The organism is Agromyces sp. P1_H4, assembly GCF_056405255.1.
Genome location: NZ_JBFUCL010000002.1, coordinates 28,439 through 50,554, shown reverse-complemented (window position 1 = coordinate 50,554; position 22,116 = coordinate 28,439). Strand labels below are relative to the sequence as shown.

Genomic DNA, 22,116 nt, shown 5'->3' with positions numbered 1-22,116 from the left:
CGCCGCCGGTGCCGCGGGCGTCATCCCGAAGGCGTCGCCCATGTCCATGGTCATCGGTGCGATCGCGACCGTCGCCAACGGCGAGGTGCTCAACAACGTCGAGTGGGCGAGCGCGATCGAGGCCGACCGCGACTTCGCGAAGGCGCAGCTCGGGCGTCGTGAGCGCGACGTGCTGCACCTCTACGCGTCAGGACTGCCGCTGAAGCTCGTCGCGATGCAGCTCGGCATCGCCCACTCCACGGCCAGGGAGTACCTCGACCGCATCCGGGCCAAGTACGTCGAGGTGGGGCGACCCGCGCCCACCAAGGTCGACCTGCTGCGGCGCGCGGTGGAAGACGGCATCCTCCCCGGACTCGATGGCGAAGGCGGGGATGGCCGCCGTTGAATGGCGGGTCGCGCGACTCGCCACGCGCCGCAGGACCGCGGTCACGCGTGCGCAGGTCGAGACCGTCTCGGGGCGTGCGCTCGGCCTCTTCGGGCTCGTGTTCGGGGCGCAGACGCTGCCGCTCGCACTCGCGCAGTCCTCGGCGCTGATCCCCGGAGCCGGCGCCGCCCTCATGGCGGTGCTGTACGGCACCATGGCGACGCTCGCCGTCGCGAGCGTCGCGAAGGTCGCCGTGCGCGGTGCCGCCCTCGCGCTCGCGGGCCTCTACGCCCTGGCGCTGCTGGTGTGGCCCCTGCTCGTCGTCGATCCTGCCGCACTCGACGGCCAGGCCCCCTGGCTCTACTACATCTGCACCGTCGCCACGGCCGCCGCCGTGATCGCCCTTCCCGTGCCGGGCGCCACCGCGTACACGATCGCCATCCCGATCGTCTACGGCATCATCCGGCTGTTCCCCGCGGGCGGGCAGGTCAACGGCCTGCTCGCGGTGCTCGACGCCATGTACGCGGTCATCCTCGGCGTCGCCGTCCTCGTCATCATCACCATGCTCCGCCAGGCGGCTGAGGCCGTCGACACCGCACAGGAGGGCGCGCTGCAGCGGTACGACCTCGCCGCCCGCCAGCACGCCACCGAGAACGAGCGGGTCAAGGTGGACGCCCTGGTGCACGACAGCGTGCTGACCACGCTGCTCTCGGCCGCGGCCGCGGCGTCACCCGAGGAGCAGGCACTCGCGGCGCGCATGGCCCGCGATGCGATCAACCGGCTCGACGAGGCCGGCGCGTCCGGCCCGCGGGCGCTCGAGAACGTGGGACTGCCGGTGCTCGTCCGCCGATTGCGGGCGGCACTCACGACCTTCTCGGCACCCTTCACCGTACGCGTGGTGAACGCGGGCGGGGTGGAGCTGCCCGTCGAGGCGGTCGAGGCGCTGTACACGGCGTCCGTGCAGGCGATGGTGAACAGCATGCAGCACGCCGACGAACCCGGACGCGCCACGCGACGCGAGCTCCGGATCCGCGGGGTCCGGGCCGGCGGCTGCGTGATCGAGATCGCCGACAACGGCGCAGGCTTCGACCGGTCGAGCGTGCCCGACGAACGGCTCGGGCTCCGGGTGTCGATCGAGGAGCGCATGGCCAACGCGGGCGGCAGCGCCGAGATCGTCTCCGCTCCGCACCACGGCACGACGATCACCATCGCCTGGCCCGCCGGCGCGTCAGGGGGCGACGCATGATCACCGTGCCCCGCTGGCTCCTCCTCGCGCTCGGCGCCCTCTTCTCGATCTACCATGTGGTGCTCGGCATCTACTCGCTGAACATCCCGCGCTCGCCGCTGCCCACGATCGTCGCGCTCGTGCTCTACTCGGTCGCGACGGCCGCGAGCCTCTGGCCGGCGAAGCGCATGCGGATGCCCGATTGGCTGGCCGCGTTCGACCTCGCCGTGAGCATCGTGATGCCCCTCCTGGTGACGAGCCAGCTCGATCCCGATGACCCGAACGGATACGCGACCTGGTACGTCGCCGCGGTCGGCACGCTGATGACCATCGCGGCGGCCAGGCGCCAGCTGGTGGCCGCCTGGACCGGCGTCATCGTGCTCGCGGTGCAGACGGTGATCTGGGCCGGGCCGATCGCGCTCGGCACCCTGGGAGTGATCGGCAGCATAGTGTGGGTGGCGATCGCCCACATGCTGACCACCGCCCTCACGACCGCAGCGCGGGAGACCCGGCGGTACGCCCAGGCCGAGCGCGAGGCGGCCGCGTGGCAGGCCGCCCAGGACGCGCACCTCTTCGAGGGTCGCATGCGACTGGCCCAGACGAATCGAATCGCGGCACCGATGCTCCGCCGCATCGCCGATGTCGGCGGCGTCCTGACCGAGGGCCAGCGGCGCGAATGCCGAATGCTCGAGGCGGCGATCCGCGACGAGATCCGGGGCCGGATGCTGCTGACCGACGCGGTGCGCACCGAGGTGCAGCGCGCGCGCGAGCGCGGCATCACCGTGACGCTGCTCGACGAGGGCGGCATCGACGACCTCGACGAGCCCTCACGCGACCGGGTGCTGTCGCGCCTGGCGGAGGCGGTGGCGCGGTCGAACGCCGATCGCATCATCGCCCGCACCGCTGCGGAGGGCTCTCCGGTGGCCGTGACCGTGGTGGGCCTCAGGGAGCCGCTCGACGGCGCAGCGCCGGCACAGAACACCGACGACCTCGAGGTCGAGTTCTGGATGGAGATCCCGCGCAGCGAGGTGACCCGTGCGTGAGGTTGCCCCGACATGAAGGTGGGGGGCCGATCTGAGATCGACCCCCCATCAAGCCCGAGCCACGGCGACAACCCGAATATCGCCCTGACTCGCCCCCAACGGTCACCGGTTACCCGACCGGTGACGGTGGCGACTCCATCACGGAGCCTGCAACACCCATACTGGACCAGATCCAATGGATCGCAAAGTCATCATTTGGGGGGACAAACGAGGGTTTCGGGGGACAACCCCGACCGATCGTTCCGAGCGGCCCCCGCGATACGGCAGCGGCGGCTCCCCGGCTCCGCATCGGCCGACGCCGAACGGGGGACACGCCGGGTCAGCGCGTGGATCGCGACCAGGCGCCGCGGCCGACCTCGATGGGGGCGCGGAGGGCGTTGCCGCTCCGGACCCAGGGGTCGCGGCGGGACTCCTCGTCGATCGCCGCGGCCCCGCCAGCCTCGTCGAGTGCCGCGAGGAGCACCGCGGTCACGGCGGCGGCCTCCTCGTCGCTCACCTGACGGGTGACGAATCGGATGGCGTCGACGCGGTCGTCGCCCGCGGCGTCGCCCGATGGTCCGGCGGTGCCGGGTGCACCGGATGCGCCGGGTGTGCCCGTCGTGGTGTCGTCGGTCATGGCGCCCCCTACAGCGGGATGTTCCCGTGCTTCTTCGGCGGCAGGCTGGCCCGCTTGGTGCGGAGCGCCCTGAGCGCCTTCACGACGGCCACGCGGGTCGCCGCGGGCTCGATGACGCCGTCCAGCTCGCCGCGCTCGGCGGCCAGGAACGGGGAGGCGACGTTGTACGTGTACTCGTTCGCGAGCTTGGTTCGCACCGCCGCGACATCCTCGCCCGCCTCCTCGGCGCGCTTGATCTCGCCGCGGTAGAGGATGTTCACCGCGCCCTGGCCGCCCATGACGGCGATCTCGGCGGTGGGCCAGGCGAGGTTGATGTCGGCGCCGAGCTGCTTGGACCCCATGACGATGTAGGCGCCGCCGTAGGCCTTGCGCGTGATGATCGTGACGAGCGGCACGGTCGCCTCGGCGTAGGCGTAGAGCAGCTTCGCGCCGCGGCGGATGACGCCCGTCCACTCCTGGTCGGTGCCGGGCAGGTAGCCGGGCACGTCGACGAGCGTGAGGATCGGGATCGAGAACGCGTCGCAGAATCGCACGAAGCGGGACGCCTTCTCGCCGGCGGCGATGTTCAGCGTGCCGGCCATCTGGCTGGGCTGGTTCGCGATGATGCCGACCGAGCGCCCCTCGATGCGGGCGAAGCCGATCACGATGTTCGGCGCGAACAGCGGCTGCACCTCGAGGAAGTCGCCGTGGTCGACGATGCCCTCGATGACGGCGTGCATGTCGTAGGGCTGGTTGGGGGAGTCGGGGATGACCGTGTTCAGGCGCCGGTCGTCGTCGGTGATCTCGAGCTCGGGCTCGGCGTCGTAGACAGGGGCATCCGACATGTTGTTGTCGGGAAGGAACGAGATGAGCGTGCGCGCGTAGTCGAGCGCGTCGGACTCGTCGCTCGCGAGGTAGTGCGCCACGCCCGAGACGGTGTTGTGCGTGAGCGCGCCGCCGAGCTCCTCCATGCCGACGTCCTCGCCGGTGACGGTCTTGATGACGTCGGGACCGGTCACGAACATCTGGCTGGTCTTGTCGACCATGATCACGAAGTCGGTGAGCGCGGGCGAGTAGACCGCGCCGCCGGCGGCGGGGCCGCAGACGATCGAGATCTGGGGGATGACGCCGGATGCCGCGGTGTTCCGCCGGAAGATCTCGCCGTACTTGCCCAGGGCGACGACGCCCTCCTGGATGCGCGCGCCGCCCGAGTCGAGGATGCCGATGATGGGCACGCCGGTCTTCAGCGCGAGCTCCATGACCTTGATGATCTTCTCGCCGGCCACCTCGCCGAGGGAACCTCCGAAGATCGTGAAGTCCTGCGAGTACACCGCGACCTGCCGGCCGTGGATCGTGCCGGTTCCGGTGACCACGGCATCGCCGTAGGGACGCTTCGCCTCCATGCCGAACGCGTGGGTGCGGTGCCGGACGAACTCGTCGAGCTCGACGAACGAGCCGGGATCGAGCAGCTCGGCGATGCGTTCGCGAGCCGTCATCTTGCCCTTGGCGTGCTGCTTCTCGATCGCGGACTCGCCCGACGCGGTCACCGCTTCGTGGTACCGCCGCTTGAGGTCGGCGAGCTTGCCGGCGGTCGTGGAGAGGTCTGGGCCGTCAGTCGATTCGGTCACGCCGTTCACTCTACCGGCGAGCATCCGGCCGACTTCGTTGATGGTTTCCTACAAATCCGCCGGGTGACGTGGTGCATTCCCGTCACGTGCGGAACTGGGAGACTGTCGGCATGGACCTTCCGCTCAGCCGCGCGGCGGTGCCGCGCCTCGAGTTCCTCGCGTCGACGGGCTCCACCAACGACGACCTCCGCGCCGGCGCCGCCGGACCTGAGGCGGCGGCCTGGCCGCACGGATCCGTGATCGTCACCGACGACCAGACCCGCGGGMGCGGGCGCCTCGGTCGCGTCTGGCTCGCCCCGACGGGCAAGACGCTCGCGATCTCCGTGCTCCTGCGTCCGGCGCTCCCGGGCGGGGCGGAGTTCCCCGCCGACGCCTACGGCTGGATCCCGCTCATCGCCGGCGCCGCCATGACGGAGGCGGTGCGACGCGAGGTCGACGCCGCGGCATCCGCAGTGCTCGACGCCGCCGACGACGACCGCAGCGGCGGYGTCGACGTGGCACTCAAGTGGCCGAACGACGTGCTCGTGTCGGACTACAAGGTCTGCGGCATCCTCTCGGAGCTGCTGCCCGGCGCCGGCGCGGTCATCGTGGGCGCGGGCCTGAACCTCACCCTCGACGAGCACGACCTTCCCACGCTCACGTCCACGTCGCTGCAGCTCGTGACCGGCGTGCCGCCGCACGCCGACCGGGTGCTCGCCGACTACCTCGGCACCTTCCTCGGGCTCGTGCGGGCATTCTCCGAGCACGGGGCGGATGCCGCGGCGAGCGGCATCGCCGACCGGGTCAGCGGCCTCTGCGGCACGCTGGGAACGGACGTGCGCGTCGAGCTGCCCGGCGGACGGGAGCTCCTCGGGGTCGCCGAGCGCCTCGACCGCGACGGCCGGCTGGTCGTGCGCGACGGGAATGGGGAGCTGCAGGCTGTCGCCGCCGGGGACGTCACGCACCTGAGGTATTAATGGGCGTATGAGCCCAGCCGTGCCGCAGCCTGCCGTTCCGCCGGCGATGCCGGCCGAGCGCGTCGTCGCACGGCTGCGGCGGCATGCGCGAGTGCTCATCGTGCCGGCAGCGCTGCTCGTCGTGGTGGGGGGCGCCGGAACCTACGGGGTGCTCGTGCTGCCCGAGGTCTGGCAGCAGCTCGCCGTCGTCGGGGTCGGCCTGCTCGTCCTGGTGCTCGGGTGCATCCTGCCGTTCCTCGCCTGGCTCGCCCGGCGGACCACGATCACCACCCGGCGGATCATCTCCCGCAGCGGCCTGTTCGCGCGCGTGCGCCGGGAGCTGCTGCACAGTCGCGGGTACGACGTGGTCGTGCGCCGGACGTGGGGGCAGAGCGCGTTCGGGTCGGGCGACGTGCGGATCAACACGGGGCACGAGCATCCGTTCGTCATCGCCGACGTGCCCAAGCCATTCCAGGTGCAGGCGGCGCTCCAGGAGCTCATGGACGAGGCGCGATCCCACGTGGCCGACCGGCGGCGCGCTGACCAGTCGATCGCCGACGGCGACACCATCGCCTGGGGCGGACGCTGAAGCCGATCATGGTGCGGCGATCGCCCGATGGCGCCGTTCTTTCCACGTGGTGCGGCGGCGGGCGCCCGGAGGACGTAACGTAGACAGGTGGTCTCGTGCGCCCCCGAGCGCGAGCCGCATGATGAAGGGTTCCAGTTGGCCGACGAATGCATCCACGGTTTCGATGACGGCCTCTGCGCCATCTGCTACCCGCCGAAGGAGCCCGAGCCCAAGCCGGTGGTCGTCGCTCCGCGCACCCGGAACACCGACGGCACGCGGGCCGCGCGTCCGGCGCGTCCCGCCGCGCGGGTCCCGGGGAGCGCCCGGGCCGGAGCGCCCGCGGCCGGCACGCCCGTCGACCCCAAGACGGTCCGCATCTACCACCTGACCCACGTCGACAACCTCGCGTCCATCCTCGGCGAGGGCGCGCTGCTCGCCGACGGGGCCGGTGCGGCGCCCGCGGTCGACCTGTCGGCGCCTGACGCGCGCGCGTTCCGTCGGGCCGCCCCCATCGACCACGTCGACGCGGTCGTCGCCGACTACGTGCCGTTCCTGCTCTCCACCGACGCCCACGTCTGGAACGCCATCCGCACCGCGACGCCCGATCCGCGGCTCGCGTCGGGGGCCGTCGAGCGCCAGCCGGCCGACCACGTGATCCTCGTGAGCTCCGTCGCCAGCGCCGTCGGGGCGCGAACCGACACGCCGGGAACGGTGGTCGTCACCGACGCCGACGCCGCGGCGGGCGGCGTGGCCGCGGCATCCGAGTGGCCCGATGTGCTCCGGATGCTGCAGCGACTGCATCGCGAGGAGGAGGGGTCGCGCATGCTGTCCGCCGAGTTCCTCGTGCGGGAGTCACTGCCTCTCGAGCGGGTGCTGCTCATCGCCGTCGGGAACGACCGGGTCCGCGACCGGGTGCGCACGGCGCTCGACGCGGTCGGCCTCAGGACCCGCGTCGCGGTGTACCCGCCGTGGTTCCAGCCGACGGCGCTCGTGGAGGAGTGACCTCGGCGGCACTCGTCGTCGTGGCATCCGTCGCCGTCGTGGCATCCGTCGCTCTCTCGGGACCCGACGCTTCGTCGGGCTCTTCGAAGATCGCGCGTTGCGCCTCCTCGACCCGGTCGAGGTTCGACAGGCCGTCGCTGCGATGCTGCCCGTAGACCCAGTAGCGGTAGAGCACGAATCGGAAGGCCGTGCCGAGCGCGAGGCCGACGACGTTGGTCGAGATGTTGTCGGCGAGCAGGCTGGTGTATCCGAGCCAGTGGTGGGTGATCCACAGGCAGCCCAATGAGATGAGCATGCCGCCGACGGACACGATCGTGTACTCGATGAACTCGCGCACGTAGTTCCGCCGGCGGTGCGCCCGGAAGGTCCAGTAGCGGTTGCCCAGCCAGTTGAAGATGATCGCGACGCTCGTCGAGATGGTCTTCGCGCCGATCGCGGACTGCGCCCAGTGATCGTCGCCGAAGACCCCGAGCCGCAGCAGGTTGAAGAGCGTGACGTCGATCACGAGGCCGATGAGGCCGACCACGCCGAACTTGACGACATACGCGAGCAGGCCGTGCCAGAGGCGGGCGAAGGCGCTGCCGACTCGTGTGGACACCGCCACATCCTATGTCGTCGGCCTCGGCCTAGACTGAACGAGGCGCCCTCGCAGCGGCGCATCGACGGACGACGGCGAATGGAGTGCACGGGTGCGGGTCGGAGTGATCGGCGGCGGGCAGCTCGCCCGGATGATGATTCCCGCGGCGATCGAGCTCGGAGTGGAGCTCCGGGTCCTCGCCGAGGCCGACGGCATGTCGGCGGCGCTGGCCGCCGACCGCGTTGGCGACTACACCGACGCCGAGACGGTGCTCGCGTTCGCGCGTGACGTCGACGTGGTGACCTTCGACCACGAGCACGTGCCGCAGGACGTGCTGCGGCGTCTCGTCGACGCCGGCATCCCCGTGCACCCCGGGCCCGACGCGCTTCGCTTCGCACAGGACAAGCTGCTCATGCGCGAGCGCCTCTCGGAGCTCGGCCTGCCGGTGCCCGACTGGGCGCGCGTGCAGACCACCGACGAGCTCGACGACTTCATCCGCGACCACGGCGGGTCGGCGGTGGTCAAGACGCCGCGCGGCGGCTACGACGGCAAGGGCGTGCGCGTCGTCCGCGCTGCGGCCGAGGTGGCGGAGTGGTTCACGACCGTCGCCGAGGACGGCCGCGGCGGGGCGCTCCTCGTCGAGGAGCTCGTCGACTTCCGCCGTGAGCTGGCCCAGCTCGTGGCTCGCCGGCCCTCCGGCGAGATCGTCGCCTGGCCCGTCGTCGAGACCGTGCAGGTCGGGGGCGTCTGCAGCGAGGTCATCGCGCCCGCCCCGCATTCGGCGGGTCGGCTGGCGGATGTCGCCGCGGATGTCGCGATCACGATCGCCGAGGGCCTCGGCGTCACCGGCGTGCTCGCCGTCGAGCTGTTCGAGACGACCGACGATCGGGTCCTCGTGAACGAGCTCGCCATGCGGCCGCACAACAGCGGTCACTGGTCGATGGACGGCTCGACGACCGGCCAGTTCGAGCAGCACCTGCGCGCGGTCCTCGACCTGCCCCTCGGCGGCACCGGCAGCCACGAGGCGTGGTCGGTCATGGTCAACGTGCTCGGCGGACCATCCGAGGGCACCCTCGCCGACCGCTACCCCGAGGCGCTCGCCGGGCACCCCACCGTGAAGCTGCACAACTACGGCAAGGCACCGCGACCGGGCCGCAAGGTCGGCCATGTCACGGCGATCGGCGACGACCTCGACGACGTCGTCTACGAGGCCCGCGCCGCGGCGGCGGTCTTCCAGGACTGAGCGGGCAGCGCGCGGCGTCAGAGGTCGGCGTGCAGCTGCCAGACCCGCTCGGCGGAGTCACGCCAGCTGAAGGCGCGAGCCCGGTCGTGCCCGGCGATCGACAGCCGCTCGGCGATCGTCTCGTCAGTCGCGACCGTGGAGATCGCCGCGGCGAGCCGGTTCACGTAGCCGTCCCCCGCGACGCCCACTGCCACCGCCAGCCCGGCTCCGGCCGCCGTCTCGACGTACTCGGGGATGTCCGAGTGGATCACGGGCGTGCCGAGCGAGAACGCCTCGATGAGCGTCGCGGGGTCTCCCTCCTCATGCCGTGGTGCGATGAACGCGACCGCGCCGCCGAGCACCACCGCGAGGTCCTCGTCGGAGAGCGTGTCGAACGACTGCACCATGCCGCGACGGAGCCCTGACTCCTCCGCCACGTTCGCGAGCTGCTGCTCGCCCCACTCCCGCGGCCCGATCACCGCGAGCGGAAGCTCCGGCATGCCGGGGCGGCCGAGTGCGGCGAGCACATCGCCGACGCCACGGTGCGGCTCGAGCGAGCCGATCGTGACCAGGTAGGCGCGTGGCAGCCCGAGGGCCTCGAGTCGCCGTTCGGCATCCGGTGGGACCGTGAGTCCCGACCGCGCGGCGGAGCTGATGACGCGGATGCGGTCCCCGAAGTCGTAGAGGTCGCCGATCCGGCCGGCAAGCGCGTGCGTCGAGGCGACGACGGCGTCCGCGTGCTTCCAGGCGCGCTTGAGCATCGCGCGTCGCCAGGCGCCCTCGACCGTCGACAGCGACTCGGGGTGCGTCGACGCCATGGTGTCGTGCACGGTCACCACCACCTGGTTGCCGCTCGCGCGGTCGTGCTTGCGCAGCGGCGCGAACAGGCTGGGGGAGTGGATGATGCCGCCCCCCGGCGAGGTCGTCAGTCCGACCTGCCACGCGGCGGCGAGCTCGCGGCGGGCCAGTGAGGTGCGGTAGAGGTCGGCGAGCCCGGGGAGTTCGGCCTCGATGCGCTCGTAGTCGGCGGGCGGGGACGACGAGACGATGCCGGCCACCTCGCAGTCGGCGGGAGCGCTCGAGATGAGCGAACGCGTGAGGTCGAGGGTGTACCGCCCGACCGCACCCGGTACGGGAGCCGTCAGCTGGTCGACGATGACGCGCAACCGTGTGGTCATGTCCGCTCGCCTCCTGTTCCCGTTCAATCTATCGCCAGCGTCTGACCGCCCGCCGTGCCCTGTGGAGAGCGCGACGGACCCCCTGCGTGCCTTCGGTGAACTGCCAGTGCAGCCGTCTACACTCATCGGGTGACTGCAGCTACCACCCCGCTCGTGGGCGTCGTGATGGGTTCCGACTCCGACTGGAACGTGATGCGCGAGGCATCCGAACTGCTCGAGGAATTCGGCGTCGCCCACGAGGTAGAGGTCGTCTCGGCGCACCGCACGCCCGAGAAGATGATCGCCTACGGCAAGGAGGCAGCCGCCCGCGGCCTCAAGGTGATCATCGCCGGCGCTGGGGGAGCGGCCCACCTGCCGGGCATGCTCGCCTCGGTCACGACCCTGCCCGTCGTGGGCGTGCCCGTGCCGCTGTCGCGGCTCGACGGGCTCGACTCCCTGCTCTCGATCGTGCAGATGCCGGCAGGCGTGCCCGTGGCCACCGTGTCCATCGGCGGCGCGAAGAACGCCGGCCTCATCGCCGTGAAGATCCTCGCGACGTCGGATGCCGCGTTGAGCGCCGCCCTCGCCGACTACGCCATCGCCCTCGCCGCCCTCGTCGAGGAGAAGAACGAACGGCTCAAGTCCACCCGATGAGTCTCGCAGCAAGCCCGATCCGCTTCCCGGATGTCGCCTCCCGCACGGTCATGACGCGCCGCGCGTGGTGGCTCATCGTGCTCAACGTGCTCATCCCCGGCTCCGCCCAGGTGCTCGCCGGCGACCGCAAGCTGGGCCGCTTCGGACTCGGGGCGACCCTGACGCTCTGGTTCCTCGCCGTCGCCGCCCTGGTCGTCTGGTTCGTCTGGCCGACCGTGCTCTACACGGTGTTCTCGACGAGCATCACCCTCTGGGTGGTCGCGGCCCTCCTCGTGTTCTACGCGGTGCTGTGGGCCATCCTGACCCTCGACACGCTGCGCCTCGTGCGGCTCGTGAAGACCGCTCCGTCGGCCCGTGCGTGGGTCGCCGCGCTGTCGGTCGCGCTCATGGTGGCCGTCTCCGGCACGGCTGCCTACGGCGCGTACCTCGCGACGACGGCGAGCGGATTCCTCTCCTCGGTGTTCGTGGCCGGACCGAGCGAGCCGCCCATCGACGGTCGATACAACGTGCTCCTTCTCGGCGGCGATGCCGGGCCCGACCGCGACGGGCTCCGGCCCGACAGCATCACGGTGGTCAGCGTGGATGCTGAGACGGGCCAGGCGGTGACGATCGGCCTCCCGCGCAACCTCGAAGACGTCCCGTTCGACGAGGGTTCACCGCTGGCGGAGGTCTACCCAGAGGGCTACGGGTCCATCGACGGCTGCGAGGTCGACGTGTGCCTGCTGAACTCCATCTACACAGAGGTCGAGCTCGTCAGCCCCGAGATGTACCCTGACGCGATCTCCCAAGGCAGCGAGCCGGGCATCGAGGGCATGAGGGATGCCGCCGAGGCGATCACCGGGCTCCAGATCCAGTACTACGTGCTCATCGACATGCAGGGGTTCTCGGATCTCATCGACGCGCTGGGTGGGGTCACGATGACCGTCGAGAACCGCGTTCCCATGGGCGCGGGGCACGACGAAGAGGGCAACGAGGTCGAGATCACGGAGTGGATCGAGCCCGGCACCCAGGTGCTCGACGGGTACCACGCGCTCTGGTACGCGAGGTCCCGCTACGAGACGAGCGACTACGACCGGATGCAGCGCCAGGCGCAACTGCAAGAAGCGATCCTCCAACAGTTCAACCCCGGGAACGTCCTCGCCAAGTTCCAGGCGATTKCGACGGCCGGTTCCCAGGTGGTGAAGACCGACATTCCGCAGGGCATGCTCGGCTACTTCGTGAACCTAGGGTCGAAGACGAAAGAGCTGCCGATCACGCGCATCGCGCTCGTGCCGCCCGAGGTGGATCCCGAGGAACCCGACTGGGAGTATGTCAGGCAGCTCGTTTCGTCAGCCGTTGCGCCGCCGACCGAGGAGCCCTCGGGCTGAGTGTGCCTCGAACGTCGGCCGGACCTCGGTCCGTCAGCCGGACAGGCCGAGGTGGAGCTGCCAGACGCGCGCAGCGGAATCGTTCCACGTGAAGTCCGATGCCCGCGCACGGCCCCGCGCTGACATGCGCTCCGCCGTCGCCGGGGCTTCGAGGACCTCGGCGATCGCCCCCGCCAGCCGCTCGCCGTACGAGTCCGCCGGCAGCGTCGGAACCGTGATGCCCGCACCGCCGGCGACCTCGACCAGCGCCGGTGCGTCGGAGTGCACGACGGGCGTGCCGTGCGCGAATGCCTCGACGATCGGCAACCCGAAGCCCTCGGCGAGGCTGGGCATCACGAAGACGGTCGCGCGATCGTAGAGCACGGCGAGGTCGGCCTCGCTGACGTGGCCGAGGGCCCTGACGCGGTCCGCGGAGACCCCTGCCGCCTCGGCGAGCCCCGCCACGTCGACCCCTCCCCAGCCGCCGGGGCCGGCGATGAGGAGCGGAAGGCCGGCCGCTTCCGACGCCCCCATCGCCTCGACCACGTGGCGTAAGCCCTTCCGGGGCTCCAGGGTTCCGACGGCGAGCACGAAGCGGTCGGGGAGGCTGAGGGCTGCTGCGCGTCGGTCGTGGTCGGCGGGCAGTAGCAGGTCGTCGCTCGGCGCGCCCGGGACGACGTGGATGCGGTCACCGAGATCGAACAGGTCGGCAAGCTCTCCGGCGACCGCGTGGCTCGGAACGACCACGGCGTCCGCGAATCGCTCCGCGCGGCTCGCCATGGCTCGGTGCCATGCGACTCCGCGCGCCGTGAGGGTCTCGGGATGCGTCCACGGGACCACGTCGTGGATCGTTGCCACGACCGCACGTGGCGAGCGCGCCGGCCTGCGAACGCCGAGTGGCGCCAGGAGGCTCATTCCGTGTACGGGCCCGCGACCGTGCGGGCTCGGAGGCAGGCCACGCTCCCAAGCTCGGGCGAGGATGCGACGATCGGCCGGGAGCCGGTGCAGTTGCGCGAGACCGGGGACGTCGGCCGCCACGGACCGGAGGCGAGTGCGTGAGGCCGCCGCAACGAGCCCGTGCACCTCCCACCCGGCAGGGGCCGACACGACGAGCGCGCGCCCGAGTTCCCGGGTGTATCGGCCGATCCCACCCGGCACGGGCGCGAGCAGCTGGTCGAGGATCACGCTGAGTGCCTTCACCGGGCTCCTGTCGGTGGTCGTCATGTGCGCAGGACGCCCGTGCGTGCGGCTTCGGCCAGAGCGTCGCGCCACGGCCGCATCTCCGGGAGTCCCGCCGTGGCCCAGCCGTCGTGACCGAGCACGGAGTACGCGGGGCGCGGCGCCGGCCGAGGGAATGAGGCGCTCCCGGTCGGCGTGATGCGCTCGGGGTCGAGGCCCGACTCCGTGAGGACGGCCCGCGCGAACTCGAACCAGGTCGCCGCACCCGAGTTCGTGCCGTGGTAGATGCCAGCGGGTGCGTCGGCATCGACGAGTGCGACGAGCTGCGCCGCGAGGTCGGCGGTCCAGGTGGGTTGGCCGAACTGGTCGTCGACTACCGTCCATGTCTCGCGCGACCCGGCGAGGGCGAGCATCGTCTTCGCGAAGTTCTGACCATGCGCGCCGTAAAGCCACGCGGTCCGAACGATGTAGGACCGCTCGGGGTTGTGCTCGAGCACCCGCTCCTCGCCGGCGGCCTTCGTGCGGCCGTACGCGGACAGCGGTGCACGCGCCGTTGCTTCCGGGTAGGGTTTCGTGGCGCGGCCGTCGAAGACGTAGTCGGTCGAGATCTGGACGAGTCGCGAGCCGGATGCCGCCGCGGCACGGGCGAGGTTGCCGGCGCCGACGGCATTCACGGCGAACGCCGTGGCCTCGTCGACTTCTGCGTCGTCCACCCGGGTGTACGCCGCGCAGTTGATCACCACGTCGTGTCTGGCGACAGCCTCGGCGACCGCGGCGGCGTCCGTCACGTCGAGGTCAGATCGGCCAAGCGCCGTAACCTCCCGGTCCCCGAGCGCTGACCGCAGGTCACGGCCGAGCATGCCGTTCGCGCCGGTGACGAGGTATCGCTCCATCACTGCCCTTGGGCCGCGTATCGCGCCTCGGTCGCGTCCTTCTGGGGCGCCCACCAGGCCTCGTTCTCGCGGTACCACGCGACCGTGTCCGCGATGCCCGCCTCGAAATCGGAGAACCTCGGCCGCCATCCGAGCTCCGTGCGCAGGCGGGTGGGGTCGATGGCGTACCGCAGGTCGTGGCCAGGGCGGTCCACGACATGGTCGTAGGCGTCGGCAGGCTGGCCGAGGGTTGTCAGGATCAGTTCGACGACCTCCTTGTTGGTTTTCTCGCCGTCAGCGCCGATGAGGTACGTCTCACCGATCTGTCCCTTCTCGAGGATGGTCAGCACGGCCGACGAATGGTCGTTCGCGTGGATCCAATCGCGGACGTTCTCGCCCTTCCCGTAGAGCTTGGGACGTTCGCCCCTGAGTACGTTGGTGATCTGGCGCGGGATGAACTTCTCGACGTGCTGGTACGGGCCGTAATTGTTGGAGCAGTTCGAGATGGTCGCCTTCACCCCGAAGGAGCGGACCCACGCGCGCACCAGCAAATCGCTTCCGGCTTTCGTGGAGGAATACGGGCTGGACGGGTTGTACGGCGTCGACTCGGTGAATCTGGCGGGATCGTCGAGYTCGAGGTCGCCGTACACCTCGTCGGTCGAGATGTGGTGGAAGCGGATGCCGTGGCGCCGAGCCGCCTCCAGCAGGGTGTACGTGCCGATCAGGTTGGTGTCGAGGAAGGGACGGGGATCTTCCAGCGAGTTGTCGTTGTGACTCTCGGCTGCGAAGTGCACCACCGCGTCATGATCCGCGAAGAGCTGGTCGACCAGTGGGGCATCCTGAATATCGCCCTTCACGAATCGGAACCGATCCGCGGGCATTCCCTCGAGCGAGGCCAAATTGCCCGCGTACGTCAGCTTGTCGAGGACCGTCACCGTGTGGTCGGTCTGGCCGAGCAGATGGTGTACGAAGTTCGAGCCGATGAAGCCGGCGCCTCCCGTGACGATGATCTTCATTCCTGGTCTCGCTCCGTTCCGTCGGCGCCTTCGCGATTCTACGACAGGGCGATGGGTAGACTGCCCGGTGTGCAGATCCGCGAGCTCTCCATCCCGCATGCCTACGAGATGACGCCGCGACAGCACCGCGACGATCGCGGCATGTTCCTCGAATGGTACCGATTCGATCGCCTTCAGGATGCGCTCGGGCATGCCCTGGACCTCCGTCAGGCGAACTTGTCCGTCTCGAGGGCGGGCGTCGTTCGCGGAATCCACTTCGCCTCGGTGCCAAGAGGTCAGGCKAAGTACGTCACTGCAGTACGGGGGGCAGTGCTCGACTACGTCATCGACACCCGTGTGGGTTCGCCGACCTTCGGACAGTGGGAGTCAGTGCTCCTCGATGACGTGGAACGACGCAGCGTGTACCTCGCGGAGGGGCTGGGTCACGCGTTCGTCGCCTTGACGGACGACGCCACGGTGACGTACCTGGTGTCGGACGTCTTCAGACCGGAGCGCGAGCACGGCGTTGACCCGCGCGATCCCGACATCGGACTGGTGTTCCCTGAATTTCCCGACCTCGCGCTGTCCTCCAAGGACGCGGAGGCGCCGAGCCTCGCAGCCGCCGCATCGTCCGGACTCCTACCGACGTGGGAGGAGTGCTTGGCCTACTACCGAACTCTCGACGAGGTGCGTTGACATGCGTGGAATCATCCTCGCCGGAGGGTCCGGCACCCGGTTGTGGCCCATCACGAAGGGCATCTCCAAGCAGCTGATGCCGATCTACGACAAACCGATGGTGTACTACCCGCTCTCGACTCTCATGATCGCGGGCATCCGCGACGTCCTCGTCATCACGACGCCCGAATACAACTCGCAGTTCGAGGCGCTCCTCGGCGACGGCAGCGAACTGGGCATGCGGCTCGAATACGCCGTGCAGCCATCTCCAGACGGTCTCGCGCAGGCATTCATCATCGGTGAGGACTTCATCGGGGAGGAGAGCGTGGCCTTGGTGCTGGGCGACAATATCTTCCACGGCGGTGGGCTCGGTCGAGCGCTCCGTGGGCACGCTGACGTCGATGGAGCGAGGATCTTCGCGTACCACGTCTCCACGCCCGAGGCATACGGGGTGGTGGAATTCGATGACGACTTCCGCGCCGTCTCCATCGAGGAGAAGCCGCTTCATCCGAAGAGCAACTACGCGGTGCCCGGCTTGTATTTCTACGACAACGACGTGGTCGAGATCGCCAAGTCGATCACACCCAGCGACCGGGGAGAGCTCGAGATTTCGACGGTGAACCAGGTCTACCTCGATCGCGGCAAGCTCGGCGTCACGGTGCTCGACCGCGGAACAGCGTGGTTGGATACCGGCACGTTCGAGTCGATGATGCAGGCGAGCGAGTACGTGAAGGTGATCGAGGACCGCCAAGGCTTCAAAATCGGCTGCATCGAGGAGATAGCGTGGCGTGCGGGATGGATCGATGACGCACGACTTGCGCAGCTGGCGGAACCGCTGCGCAAGAGCGGGTACGGCCGATACCTCGCGAATCTGCTGACTGGCTGAAGCCGCCGATCACCGCACCTTGGTCTTGCACTGTGGCGAGGGCGTCGCCCTGCTCAACGATGAGGATCCACGGGGCGATGCATGCGTCGTAGAGGGACGGTCATTCGCCACGAGACTGTGGCACGCATCCGCTCGAGCTCCGCTTCTGCCCGATCCGCGCGCGAAGCCTCGTCGGCGACGGCCCGGTGCACGCGAAGCAACTCGGCCTCCCTGGCCAGGTCATCCATGGTCTGGAACTCGTCGAACACGCACGCTGGGTAGTCCAGCGAGCTGGCCAGGTGACGATGTTCCTCGGCCACGTAGAACCGCGACAAGCCATCGAAGAGGCAGAACTCGTACCCGGCATCCAGCAGGAGCGGCTCCCACGCGAGGTGGGTGCGAGTAGTCGTGTTGGGCGCGGTGGCTTCAACCACCACGACCCAGGGACGAATCCGTCGGAAGTTCACGGACCGAAGGACGGATTCTTCGGACCCCTCGGTGTCGATGGAAAGGAAGTGGATCTCCTCGTCCATCATTCCGGCACCCTCGATGACCGAATCGAGGCTCAGCGCCGGCACGCGGGTTTCGAAGCTCGTGAGCCCTGCGTCCAGATGGAAGTCCCGGATGCCATCGACCAGAGTCGAGAGGCCCGTGCCTTCGAACCGGTGAAGCACCGCGCTGGATTCGGTGGCGTCCGTGACGACGGCCTCGACGACGATGTCCCGTGGGCGTTGCACACGGAAGCGCTCCGCGAAGCTTGAGTCGGGCTCGACTGCGACCCCGGACCAGCCGTGCTCGTAGAAGGCACGGGATACCGATCCTTCGGTCGGGTCATTCGCACCGACGTCGACATAGCGGCCATTGGCGACGTGCCCGAGTGCTCGCCATAACACGACGTCCTCTCGATTCTGGGCGTATGAGAGGAATCGTCCAGTAGCGTTCATCGCGTCTCTGCGCCTCCGGTTCGGATACTCTGCCGATGACCCGGCCGGGTCCTGCCCGTTGACGCGCCCACCGGCAACGAGTCAGTCACGCTCCTCGCCGTCGGTTCGTCGATCACGAGGGCGCGGTCCTCCCCCAACGGATCGCTGCGCATCCCCCCAGTTTAGCTGAGTCGCCGGGCGACATCGTAAGCATCGACGTGCGCTGCCGCGGTGGCCCGCCAGGTGAACTCCTTGGCGCGTCGAACGGCAAGGGAACGGCGACGAGCCCGAAGTTGCTCATCGTCGAGGAGCCGCGCCAGTGTCGTCGCGATCGACTCGGAATCCGTCCCGGTGTACTCCACTGCTTCACCGCCGACCTCCGGGATCGAGAGAAGCTTCGTCGTCATCACGCAGGCTCCGCAGGCCATCGCCTCGAGTACGGGGAGGCCGAATCCCTCGCCGAGCGACGGGTACGCGACGACCGTCGCCCCTCCGAGGAGCGCCGGAAGGTCATCGAGCGGCACGTAACCGATCCGCCGGACATCGACACCAGCGGCCTGGGCACGACCGATGGCTGGCTCCACGGCCTCATCCCACCCTTGACCGCCGGCCAGAACGAGGGGCGGCACACGATCGCGACCACGTTGCTTCACGAGGCGCACGTGCGCGTCGACGAGGGCGACGACATTCTTGCGAGGCTCCAGCGTGCCGAGGAAGGCGAGCCATCCGTGCGGAAGACCGTTCCGTTCAGCGAACGCTCGCACCTCGGCGGGATTCGGTTCGTGGAAATCCCGCCCGTCGTACGCGAGGTGCGCGACGACGATTCGATCTGCTGGAATTCCCACTCGTGCAGTCAATTCCCCGGCGGTCGCTCGGCTGGGGGTGACGGCCACCGCTCGCGTGAGGCGGAGTGCCCTGATCCAGGCGCGGAAGAAGACCCGCTTGCTCTTCAGGTGCACGCCGGGGTCGCTGAAGAAGGTCAGGTCGTGGACCGTGACGACCCGCGAACGCCTCGTGACGAGAGGAAAGGTGTAATGGACGCTATGGATGACCGACGCATTGACCCGGCGGGCGACCGACGGCAACGCGAACTGCTCCCAGATCAGGCGGCCCAGCACTTGGTCGACGACCGCTGGTGCGATCACCACCCGAGCGCCGGCTGCACGGAACGCGAGTGCGTCACTCCGACGACAGACGACCACGACATCCGTCCCCGATTCGACGAGAGCTGGAACTATTCCGTCGACGTAACGCCCGACGCCACCCCGATCCGCGGGGATCGGCGTGGCATCGAGCAGGACTCTGGTCCGACTGTCAGGCATCGTCTCGGTCGGTGGCATCCGCGACGACGGACAGGTCGTGATCCACCATCGCCTCGACGATCTCGGTGAAGCTCATCGAGGGAGACCAACCCAGGACACGACGCGCCTTGGATGCGTTCCCGACCTGTTCAGCGGGATCCACGGGGCGACCAAACGCTGCGGAGAGTGTTACGTGGTCCTGCCAGTCTCGAACGCCCGCTCGCGCGAATGCCACTTCGACGAACTCGGCTATGGAGTGTGTCTCTCCGGTGGCGATGATGAAATCGTCTGGTTCATCGGCTTCTGCGGCAAGATGCATCGCGGCTGCGTAGTCGGGTGCCCAACCCCAGTCCCGGCGCGTGTCGAGGCCGCCCAACTCGAGATTCTCCTGTTGTCCTGCCGCGATCCGTGCGGCCGCGGCGGTGATCTTCCGGGTCACGAAGGTCTCCGGTCGCCTGGGCGACTCGTGGTTGTACAGAATGCACGTCGACGCGAAGAGTCCGCGACGCCGGTAGATCTCGACGAGGTGCTGCCCGAATGCCTTCGTCGCCCCGTATGGAGAGGCAGGACGGATCGGAGTGCGTTCCGACTGGGGCACCTCCTCGGCGGATCCGAAGATCTCAGCACTCGAGGCCTGCACCAGCCGGACCTGCTTGCCCTCGTCCTCGCTCAGCTTGAGGCACGCTTCGAGGAGCGCCGCGATCGGCAGCACGTTCACGGCGGTCGTCGCGACCGGCTGCTGCCAGGATTGGAACACGCTGCTGATCGCGGCGAGGTTGTAGACATGATCCGGTCGAATGCGGAGGACCAGCTCAGCAAGACGATCCGCATCGGTCACATCCAACTCGTGAACGACGACGCCGTCGACGATCTCCTCGCCACCGTGTCCCGGGCGAACAACGCCGTGTACCGCAACGCCAGCCTCGAGGAGTCGTTCGCTCAGATACGAACCGTCCTGTCCGGAGACACCGGTGATGAGTGCGACCGTCACGGGATCAGCGGCCCGCGAGTCGCTTCTGCTCGGCGAGGTCGGATTCGACCATCATCGTGACGAGCGTCGGGAAGTCGACCTTCGGCGTCCATCCCAGTCTTTCCCTGGCCTTCGTGGAGTCGCCGATGAGGAGGTCGACTTCGGCAGGACGCATGAACTGCGGGTCCTGCTTCACGTACTGCGACCAGTCGTCGATGTCGACCGCGGCGAACGCAAGGTCGAGCAGTTCGCGGATCTCATGGGTCTCATTGGTCGAGATGACGTAGTCGTCGGCCTCATCCTGCTGGAGCATGAGCCACATCGCCTCGACGTAGTCGCCCGCGAAGCCCCAGTCCCGTCGCGCGTCGAGATTTCCGAGCGTGATGTGGTCCTGCAGGCCGAGCTTGATCCTCGCCACCGACTGTGAAACCTTGCGCGTCACGAACTCCGGCCCGCGGCGGGGTGACTCGTGGTTGAAGAGGATGCCCGACGAGGCGTGCATGTCGTACGACTCGCGGTAGTTGATCGTCATGTAGTGCCCGAAGACCTTGGCGACACCATACGGCGATCGGGGCCACAGCAGGGTGTCCTCGTTCTGAGGAACGGCCTGCACCTTGCCGAACATCTCGGAGCTCGAGGCCTGGTAGAAGCGGACCTTCCGGGGGTCGTCGTGCGAGTAGAGACGCACGGCCTCCAATGCGTTCAGTACGCCCTTTCCGGTGACGTCCGACGTCAGGCTGGCGTTCTCCCATGAATACGCGACGAACGAGATCGCTCCGAGGTTGTAGAACTCGTCGGGCTGTGCAGCTTCGAGTGCCCGGATGATGCTCGAGACATCCGTCAGGTCACCGGTCAGGAGCTTCACTCCCGGCACAGTCGACTCGACGAGCTCGCGCTTCGGGTTGTTCTGGCCGCGCATGAGACCGAAGACCTCATACCCCTTGCCGAGGAGGAGTTCTGCGAGGTACAGACCGTCCTGACCTGTGATTCCGGTGATGAGGGCGCGTGGCATGGGATTCCTTTGCATGATCTGATTCTTTGCGGGCTGCTATGCGGCTCCGCTCGTCCGCGACGTTGGGCCGGACTGACCGTCACAGTATAGTCAGGCGCCCCGATCCGCGAGGGGACCTCAGCGGACGGCCACGGAAACAGCGAAGAGCACGACCCAGGCGAGACCGAATGAGAGGAGCATCTTGTCCGAGAGCACCGTGTCTTCCGGTGCGCCGGCCGTGCCTCGGTCGATCGCGAATGCGTACCGGAGCGCGGCCAGCGAGAACGGGACGAGCGTGAGAGCGGGCCACGGGTTCGTGGAGAAGTCATCCGGCTCGAACGCCCAGAGCGAGTATGCGATCAGGGTCAGGCCAGCTGCGAGTTGCCATACGAAGCGGAGGTAGGAGAGCGAATAGTGCTCGAGCGAGCGACGAGTGGTGCCGTCGGCATGGGTCAGTTTCTCGGAGTATCGCTTGCCGGCGACCATGAACAGGGAACCGAACGCCGCAACGAGCAGGAACCACTGGGATACGGGTACCTGGATGGCCACTGCTCCGGCGATGGCACGGATCAGGAACCCGCTCGAGACGACGACGATGTCGATCACCGGGATGTGCTTGAGCCAGATGCAGTACGAGAGCTGCAGCGCCTCGTAGACCACGAGCACGAGTGCCAGGCCCGGGGTCACGAGGAAGAACGCCACGACCGGTGCTGCGATGAGCAGCACGCAGGCGATGACGACGGCGACCGGAAGAGCCAGCTCCCCGGAGGCGATCGGTCGATTGCGTTTCGTGGGGTGCGCGCGATCGCTTTCGACATCGAGCGCGTCGTTGACGAGGTAGACACCCGATGAGGCAGCCGAGAAGGTGATGAAGGCGACCACCAGAGGTACCCACGTCGCAGAGTCGGTGAGTACGCCGGCGGCGAGTGGGGCCGCCACGACGAGGGTATTCTTGAGCCACTGTTTCGGGCGAAGCGCCCGAACGACCGCCGGTGTCTGCAAGAAGCTCCCTCGTTTGCTGATTGTCGA

The 22,116-nt window shown here is 68.9% G+C and carries 23 protein-coding genes; 11 read left to right on the top strand and 12 right to left on the bottom strand.

What is annotated here, in order from left to right:
* The 3 genes from AC1DY2_RS00480 to AC1DY2_RS00470 all read left to right on the top strand — a co-directional run.
* Window positions 1-385 (top strand): LuxR C-terminal-related transcriptional regulator (locus tag AC1DY2_RS00480; RefSeq protein ID WP_476760616.1); only part of this gene is annotated, 385 nt, incomplete at its 5' end.
* A complete protein-coding gene (locus AC1DY2_RS00475; protein WP_476760615.1) occupies window positions 372-1,610 on the top strand; it encodes a sensor histidine kinase in 1,239 nt (412 codons plus the stop codon). The genes AC1DY2_RS00480 and AC1DY2_RS00475, both read left to right, overlap by 14 nt.
* Window positions 1,607-2,632, top strand: a complete 1,026-nt coding sequence (locus tag AC1DY2_RS00470; RefSeq protein ID WP_476760614.1) for a hypothetical protein — start codon at window positions 1,607-1,609, stop codon at window positions 2,630-2,632. The genes AC1DY2_RS00475 and AC1DY2_RS00470 overlap by 4 nt, the downstream gene beginning before the upstream one ends.
* 319 nt (window positions 2,633-2,951) lie before the next feature.
* Here the strand turns inward: AC1DY2_RS00470 and AC1DY2_RS00465 are convergent, their stop codons facing one another.
* Entirely contained in the window at window positions 2,952-3,248 is a 297-nt protein-coding gene (locus AC1DY2_RS00465) for an acyl-CoA carboxylase epsilon subunit (RefSeq protein ID WP_476760613.1), read from the bottom strand.
* 8 nt (window positions 3,249-3,256) lie between these two features.
* On the bottom strand, window positions 3,257-4,855 hold the full coding sequence (locus tag AC1DY2_RS00460) for an acyl-CoA carboxylase subunit beta (RefSeq protein ID WP_476760612.1): 1,599 nt from the start codon (window positions 4,853-4,855) through the stop codon (window positions 3,257-3,259).
* 110 nt (window positions 4,856-4,965) lie between these two features.
* Here AC1DY2_RS00460 and AC1DY2_RS00455 point away from each other — a divergent pair, with 110 nt between their 5' ends.
* The 3 genes from AC1DY2_RS00455 (at window position 4,966) to AC1DY2_RS00445 (ending at window position 7,360) form a co-directional block, all read left to right on the top strand.
* Complete coding sequence (locus AC1DY2_RS00455) at window positions 4,966-5,811, top strand: biotin--[acetyl-CoA-carboxylase] ligase (RefSeq protein WP_476760611.1); 846 nt, start codon at window positions 4,966-4,968, stop codon at window positions 5,809-5,811.
* 19 nt (window positions 5,812-5,830) lie between these two features.
* Window positions 5,831-6,379 (top strand): PH domain-containing protein, encoded by a 549-nt coding sequence (locus AC1DY2_RS00450; protein WP_476760610.1) that lies wholly within the window; start codon window positions 5,831-5,833, stop codon window positions 6,377-6,379.
* Window positions 6,380-6,514: 135 nt separating this feature from the next.
* A complete protein-coding gene (locus AC1DY2_RS00445; protein WP_476760609.1) occupies window positions 6,515-7,360 on the top strand; it encodes a DarT ssDNA thymidine ADP-ribosyltransferase family protein in 846 nt (281 codons plus the stop codon).
* Here AC1DY2_RS00445 and AC1DY2_RS00440 read toward each other — a convergent pair.
* The gene (locus tag AC1DY2_RS00440; protein WP_476760608.1) at window positions 7,299-7,958 is read right to left on the bottom strand and encodes a GtrA family protein; all 660 of its coding nucleotides are present in this window, start codon (window positions 7,956-7,958) and stop codon (window positions 7,299-7,301) included. The two genes, AC1DY2_RS00445 and AC1DY2_RS00440, sit on opposite strands and share 62 nt — an antisense overlap.
* Window positions 7,959-8,049: 91 nt before the next feature.
* On the opposite strand from AC1DY2_RS00440, the gene AC1DY2_RS00435 reads away from it, so the two are divergent.
* Window positions 8,050-9,180 (top strand): 5-(carboxyamino)imidazole ribonucleotide synthase, encoded by a 1,131-nt coding sequence (locus tag AC1DY2_RS00435; protein ID WP_476760607.1) that lies wholly within the window; start codon window positions 8,050-8,052, stop codon window positions 9,178-9,180.
* 17 nt (window positions 9,181-9,197) lie between these two features.
* Here AC1DY2_RS00435 and AC1DY2_RS00430 read toward each other — a convergent pair whose 3' ends face one another.
* Window positions 9,198-10,337: a glycosyltransferase gene (locus AC1DY2_RS00430; RefSeq protein WP_476760606.1), complete on the bottom strand. Its 1,140-nt coding sequence runs from the start codon at window positions 10,335-10,337 to the stop codon at window positions 9,198-9,200.
* A gap of 165 nt (window positions 10,338-10,502) precedes the next feature.
* Between AC1DY2_RS00430 and purE the strand changes: the two genes are divergently transcribed.
* Together purE and AC1DY2_RS00420 are read left to right on the top strand one after the other, a co-directional pair.
* Window positions 10,503-10,970, top strand: a complete 468-nt coding sequence (gene purE / locus AC1DY2_RS00425; RefSeq protein ID WP_476760618.1) for a 5-(carboxyamino)imidazole ribonucleotide mutase — start codon at window positions 10,503-10,505, stop codon at window positions 10,968-10,970.
* Window positions 10,967-12,337, top strand: a complete 1,371-nt coding sequence (locus AC1DY2_RS00420) for an LCP family protein (protein ID WP_476760605.1) — start codon at window positions 10,967-10,969, stop codon at window positions 12,335-12,337. Before purE ends, AC1DY2_RS00420 begins: the two co-directional genes overlap by 4 nt.
* Window positions 12,338-12,370: 33 nt before the next feature.
* Here AC1DY2_RS00420 and AC1DY2_RS00415 read toward each other — a convergent pair whose 3' ends face one another.
* Genes AC1DY2_RS00415 through rfbB form a run of 3 tightly spaced genes read right to left on the bottom strand, consistent with a single transcriptional unit; the run spans window position 12,371 to window position 15,383 of the window.
* A complete protein-coding gene (locus tag AC1DY2_RS00415; RefSeq protein WP_476760604.1) occupies window positions 12,371-13,540 on the bottom strand; it encodes a glycosyltransferase family 4 protein in 1,170 nt (389 codons plus the stop codon).
* Complete coding sequence (gene rfbD, locus AC1DY2_RS00410) at window positions 13,537-14,388, bottom strand: dTDP-4-dehydrorhamnose reductase (protein WP_476760603.1); 852 nt, start codon at window positions 14,386-14,388, stop codon at window positions 13,537-13,539. The genes AC1DY2_RS00415 and rfbD overlap by 4 nt, the downstream gene beginning before the upstream one ends.
* Window positions 14,388-15,383, bottom strand: coding sequence for a dTDP-glucose 4,6-dehydratase (gene rfbB / locus AC1DY2_RS00405; RefSeq protein WP_476760602.1), 996 nt, complete (start codon window positions 15,381-15,383; stop codon window positions 14,388-14,390). Before rfbB ends, rfbD begins: the two co-directional genes overlap by 1 nt.
* Before the next feature lie 69 nt (window positions 15,384-15,452).
* Between rfbB and AC1DY2_RS00400 the strand changes: the two genes are divergently transcribed.
* Both AC1DY2_RS00400 and rfbA read left to right on the top strand, forming a co-directional pair.
* Complete coding sequence (locus tag AC1DY2_RS00400; RefSeq protein WP_476760601.1) at window positions 15,453-16,058, top strand: dTDP-4-dehydrorhamnose 3,5-epimerase family protein; 606 nt, start codon at window positions 15,453-15,455, stop codon at window positions 16,056-16,058.
* Window position 16,059: 1 nt separating this feature from the next.
* Window positions 16,060-16,923 carry a glucose-1-phosphate thymidylyltransferase RfbA gene (gene rfbA, locus AC1DY2_RS00395; protein WP_476760600.1) on the top strand — a complete coding sequence of 288 codons (864 nt, stop codon included), beginning with the start codon at window positions 16,060-16,062 and terminating at the stop codon, window positions 16,921-16,923.
* 53 nt (window positions 16,924-16,976) lie between these two features.
* Here rfbA and AC1DY2_RS00390 read toward each other — a convergent pair whose 3' ends face one another.
* From AC1DY2_RS00390 to AC1DY2_RS00370, 5 genes are all read right to left on the bottom strand, one after another.
* The gene (locus AC1DY2_RS00390) at window positions 16,977-17,795 is read right to left on the bottom strand and encodes an FkbM family methyltransferase (protein WP_476760599.1); all 819 of its coding nucleotides are present in this window, start codon (window positions 17,793-17,795) and stop codon (window positions 16,977-16,979) included.
* A 212-nt stretch (window positions 17,796-18,007) separates the two neighbouring features.
* A complete protein-coding gene (locus AC1DY2_RS00385) occupies window positions 18,008-19,147 on the bottom strand; it encodes a glycosyltransferase family 4 protein (protein ID WP_476760617.1) in 1,140 nt (379 codons plus the stop codon).
* The gene (locus AC1DY2_RS00380; protein WP_476760598.1) at window positions 19,140-20,117 is read right to left on the bottom strand and encodes a GDP-mannose 4,6-dehydratase; all 978 of its coding nucleotides are present in this window, start codon (window positions 20,115-20,117) and stop codon (window positions 19,140-19,142) included. Before AC1DY2_RS00380 ends, AC1DY2_RS00385 begins: the two co-directional genes overlap by 8 nt.
* Window positions 20,118-20,121: 4 nt before the next feature.
* Window positions 20,122-21,108 carry a GDP-mannose 4,6-dehydratase gene (locus AC1DY2_RS00375; protein WP_476760597.1) on the bottom strand — a complete coding sequence of 329 codons (987 nt, stop codon included), beginning with the start codon at window positions 21,106-21,108 and terminating at the stop codon, window positions 20,122-20,124.
* A 117-nt stretch (window positions 21,109-21,225) separates the two neighbouring features.
* Entirely contained in the window at window positions 21,226-22,089 is an 864-nt protein-coding gene (locus tag AC1DY2_RS00370; RefSeq protein WP_476760596.1) for a decaprenyl-phosphate phosphoribosyltransferase, read from the bottom strand.
* Window positions 22,090-22,116 lie beyond the last annotated feature (27 nt).

Excerpts from the sequence above, each read along its gene's own strand:
- AC1DY2_RS00385 (WP_476760617.1), bottom strand. The coding sequence starts at position 19,147 with ATGCCTGACAGTCGGACCAGAGTCCTGCTCGATGCCACGCCGATCCCC.
- rfbD (WP_476760603.1), bottom strand. The coding sequence starts at position 14,388 with ATGGAGCGATACCTCGTCACCGGCGCGAACGGCATGCTCGGCCGTGAC.
- rfbA (WP_476760600.1), top strand. The coding sequence starts at position 16,060 with ATGCGTGGAATCATCCTCGCCGGAGGGTCCGGCACCCGGTTGTGGCCC.
- AC1DY2_RS00475 (WP_476760615.1), top strand. The coding sequence starts at position 372 with ATGGCCGCCGTTGAATGGCGGGTCGCGCGACTCGCCACGCGCCGCAGG.
- AC1DY2_RS00375 (WP_476760597.1), bottom strand. The coding sequence starts at position 21,108 with ATGCCACGCGCCCTCATCACCGGAATCACAGGTCAGGACGGTCTGTAC.
- AC1DY2_RS00430 (WP_476760606.1), bottom strand. The coding sequence starts at position 10,337 with ATGACCACACGGTTGCGCGTCATCGTCGACCAGCTGACGGCTCCCGTA.
- AC1DY2_RS00415 (WP_476760604.1), bottom strand. The coding sequence starts at position 13,540 with ATGACGACCACCGACAGGAGCCCGGTGAAGGCACTCAGCGTGATCCTC.
- AC1DY2_RS00465 (WP_476760613.1), bottom strand. The coding sequence starts at position 3,248 with ATGACCGACGACACCACGACGGGCACACCCGGCGCATCCGGTGCACCC.
- purE (WP_476760618.1), top strand. The coding sequence starts at position 10,503 with ATGGGTTCCGACTCCGACTGGAACGTGATGCGCGAGGCATCCGAACTG.
- AC1DY2_RS00470 (WP_476760614.1), top strand. The coding sequence starts at position 1,607 with ATGATCACCGTGCCCCGCTGGCTCCTCCTCGCGCTCGGCGCCCTCTTC.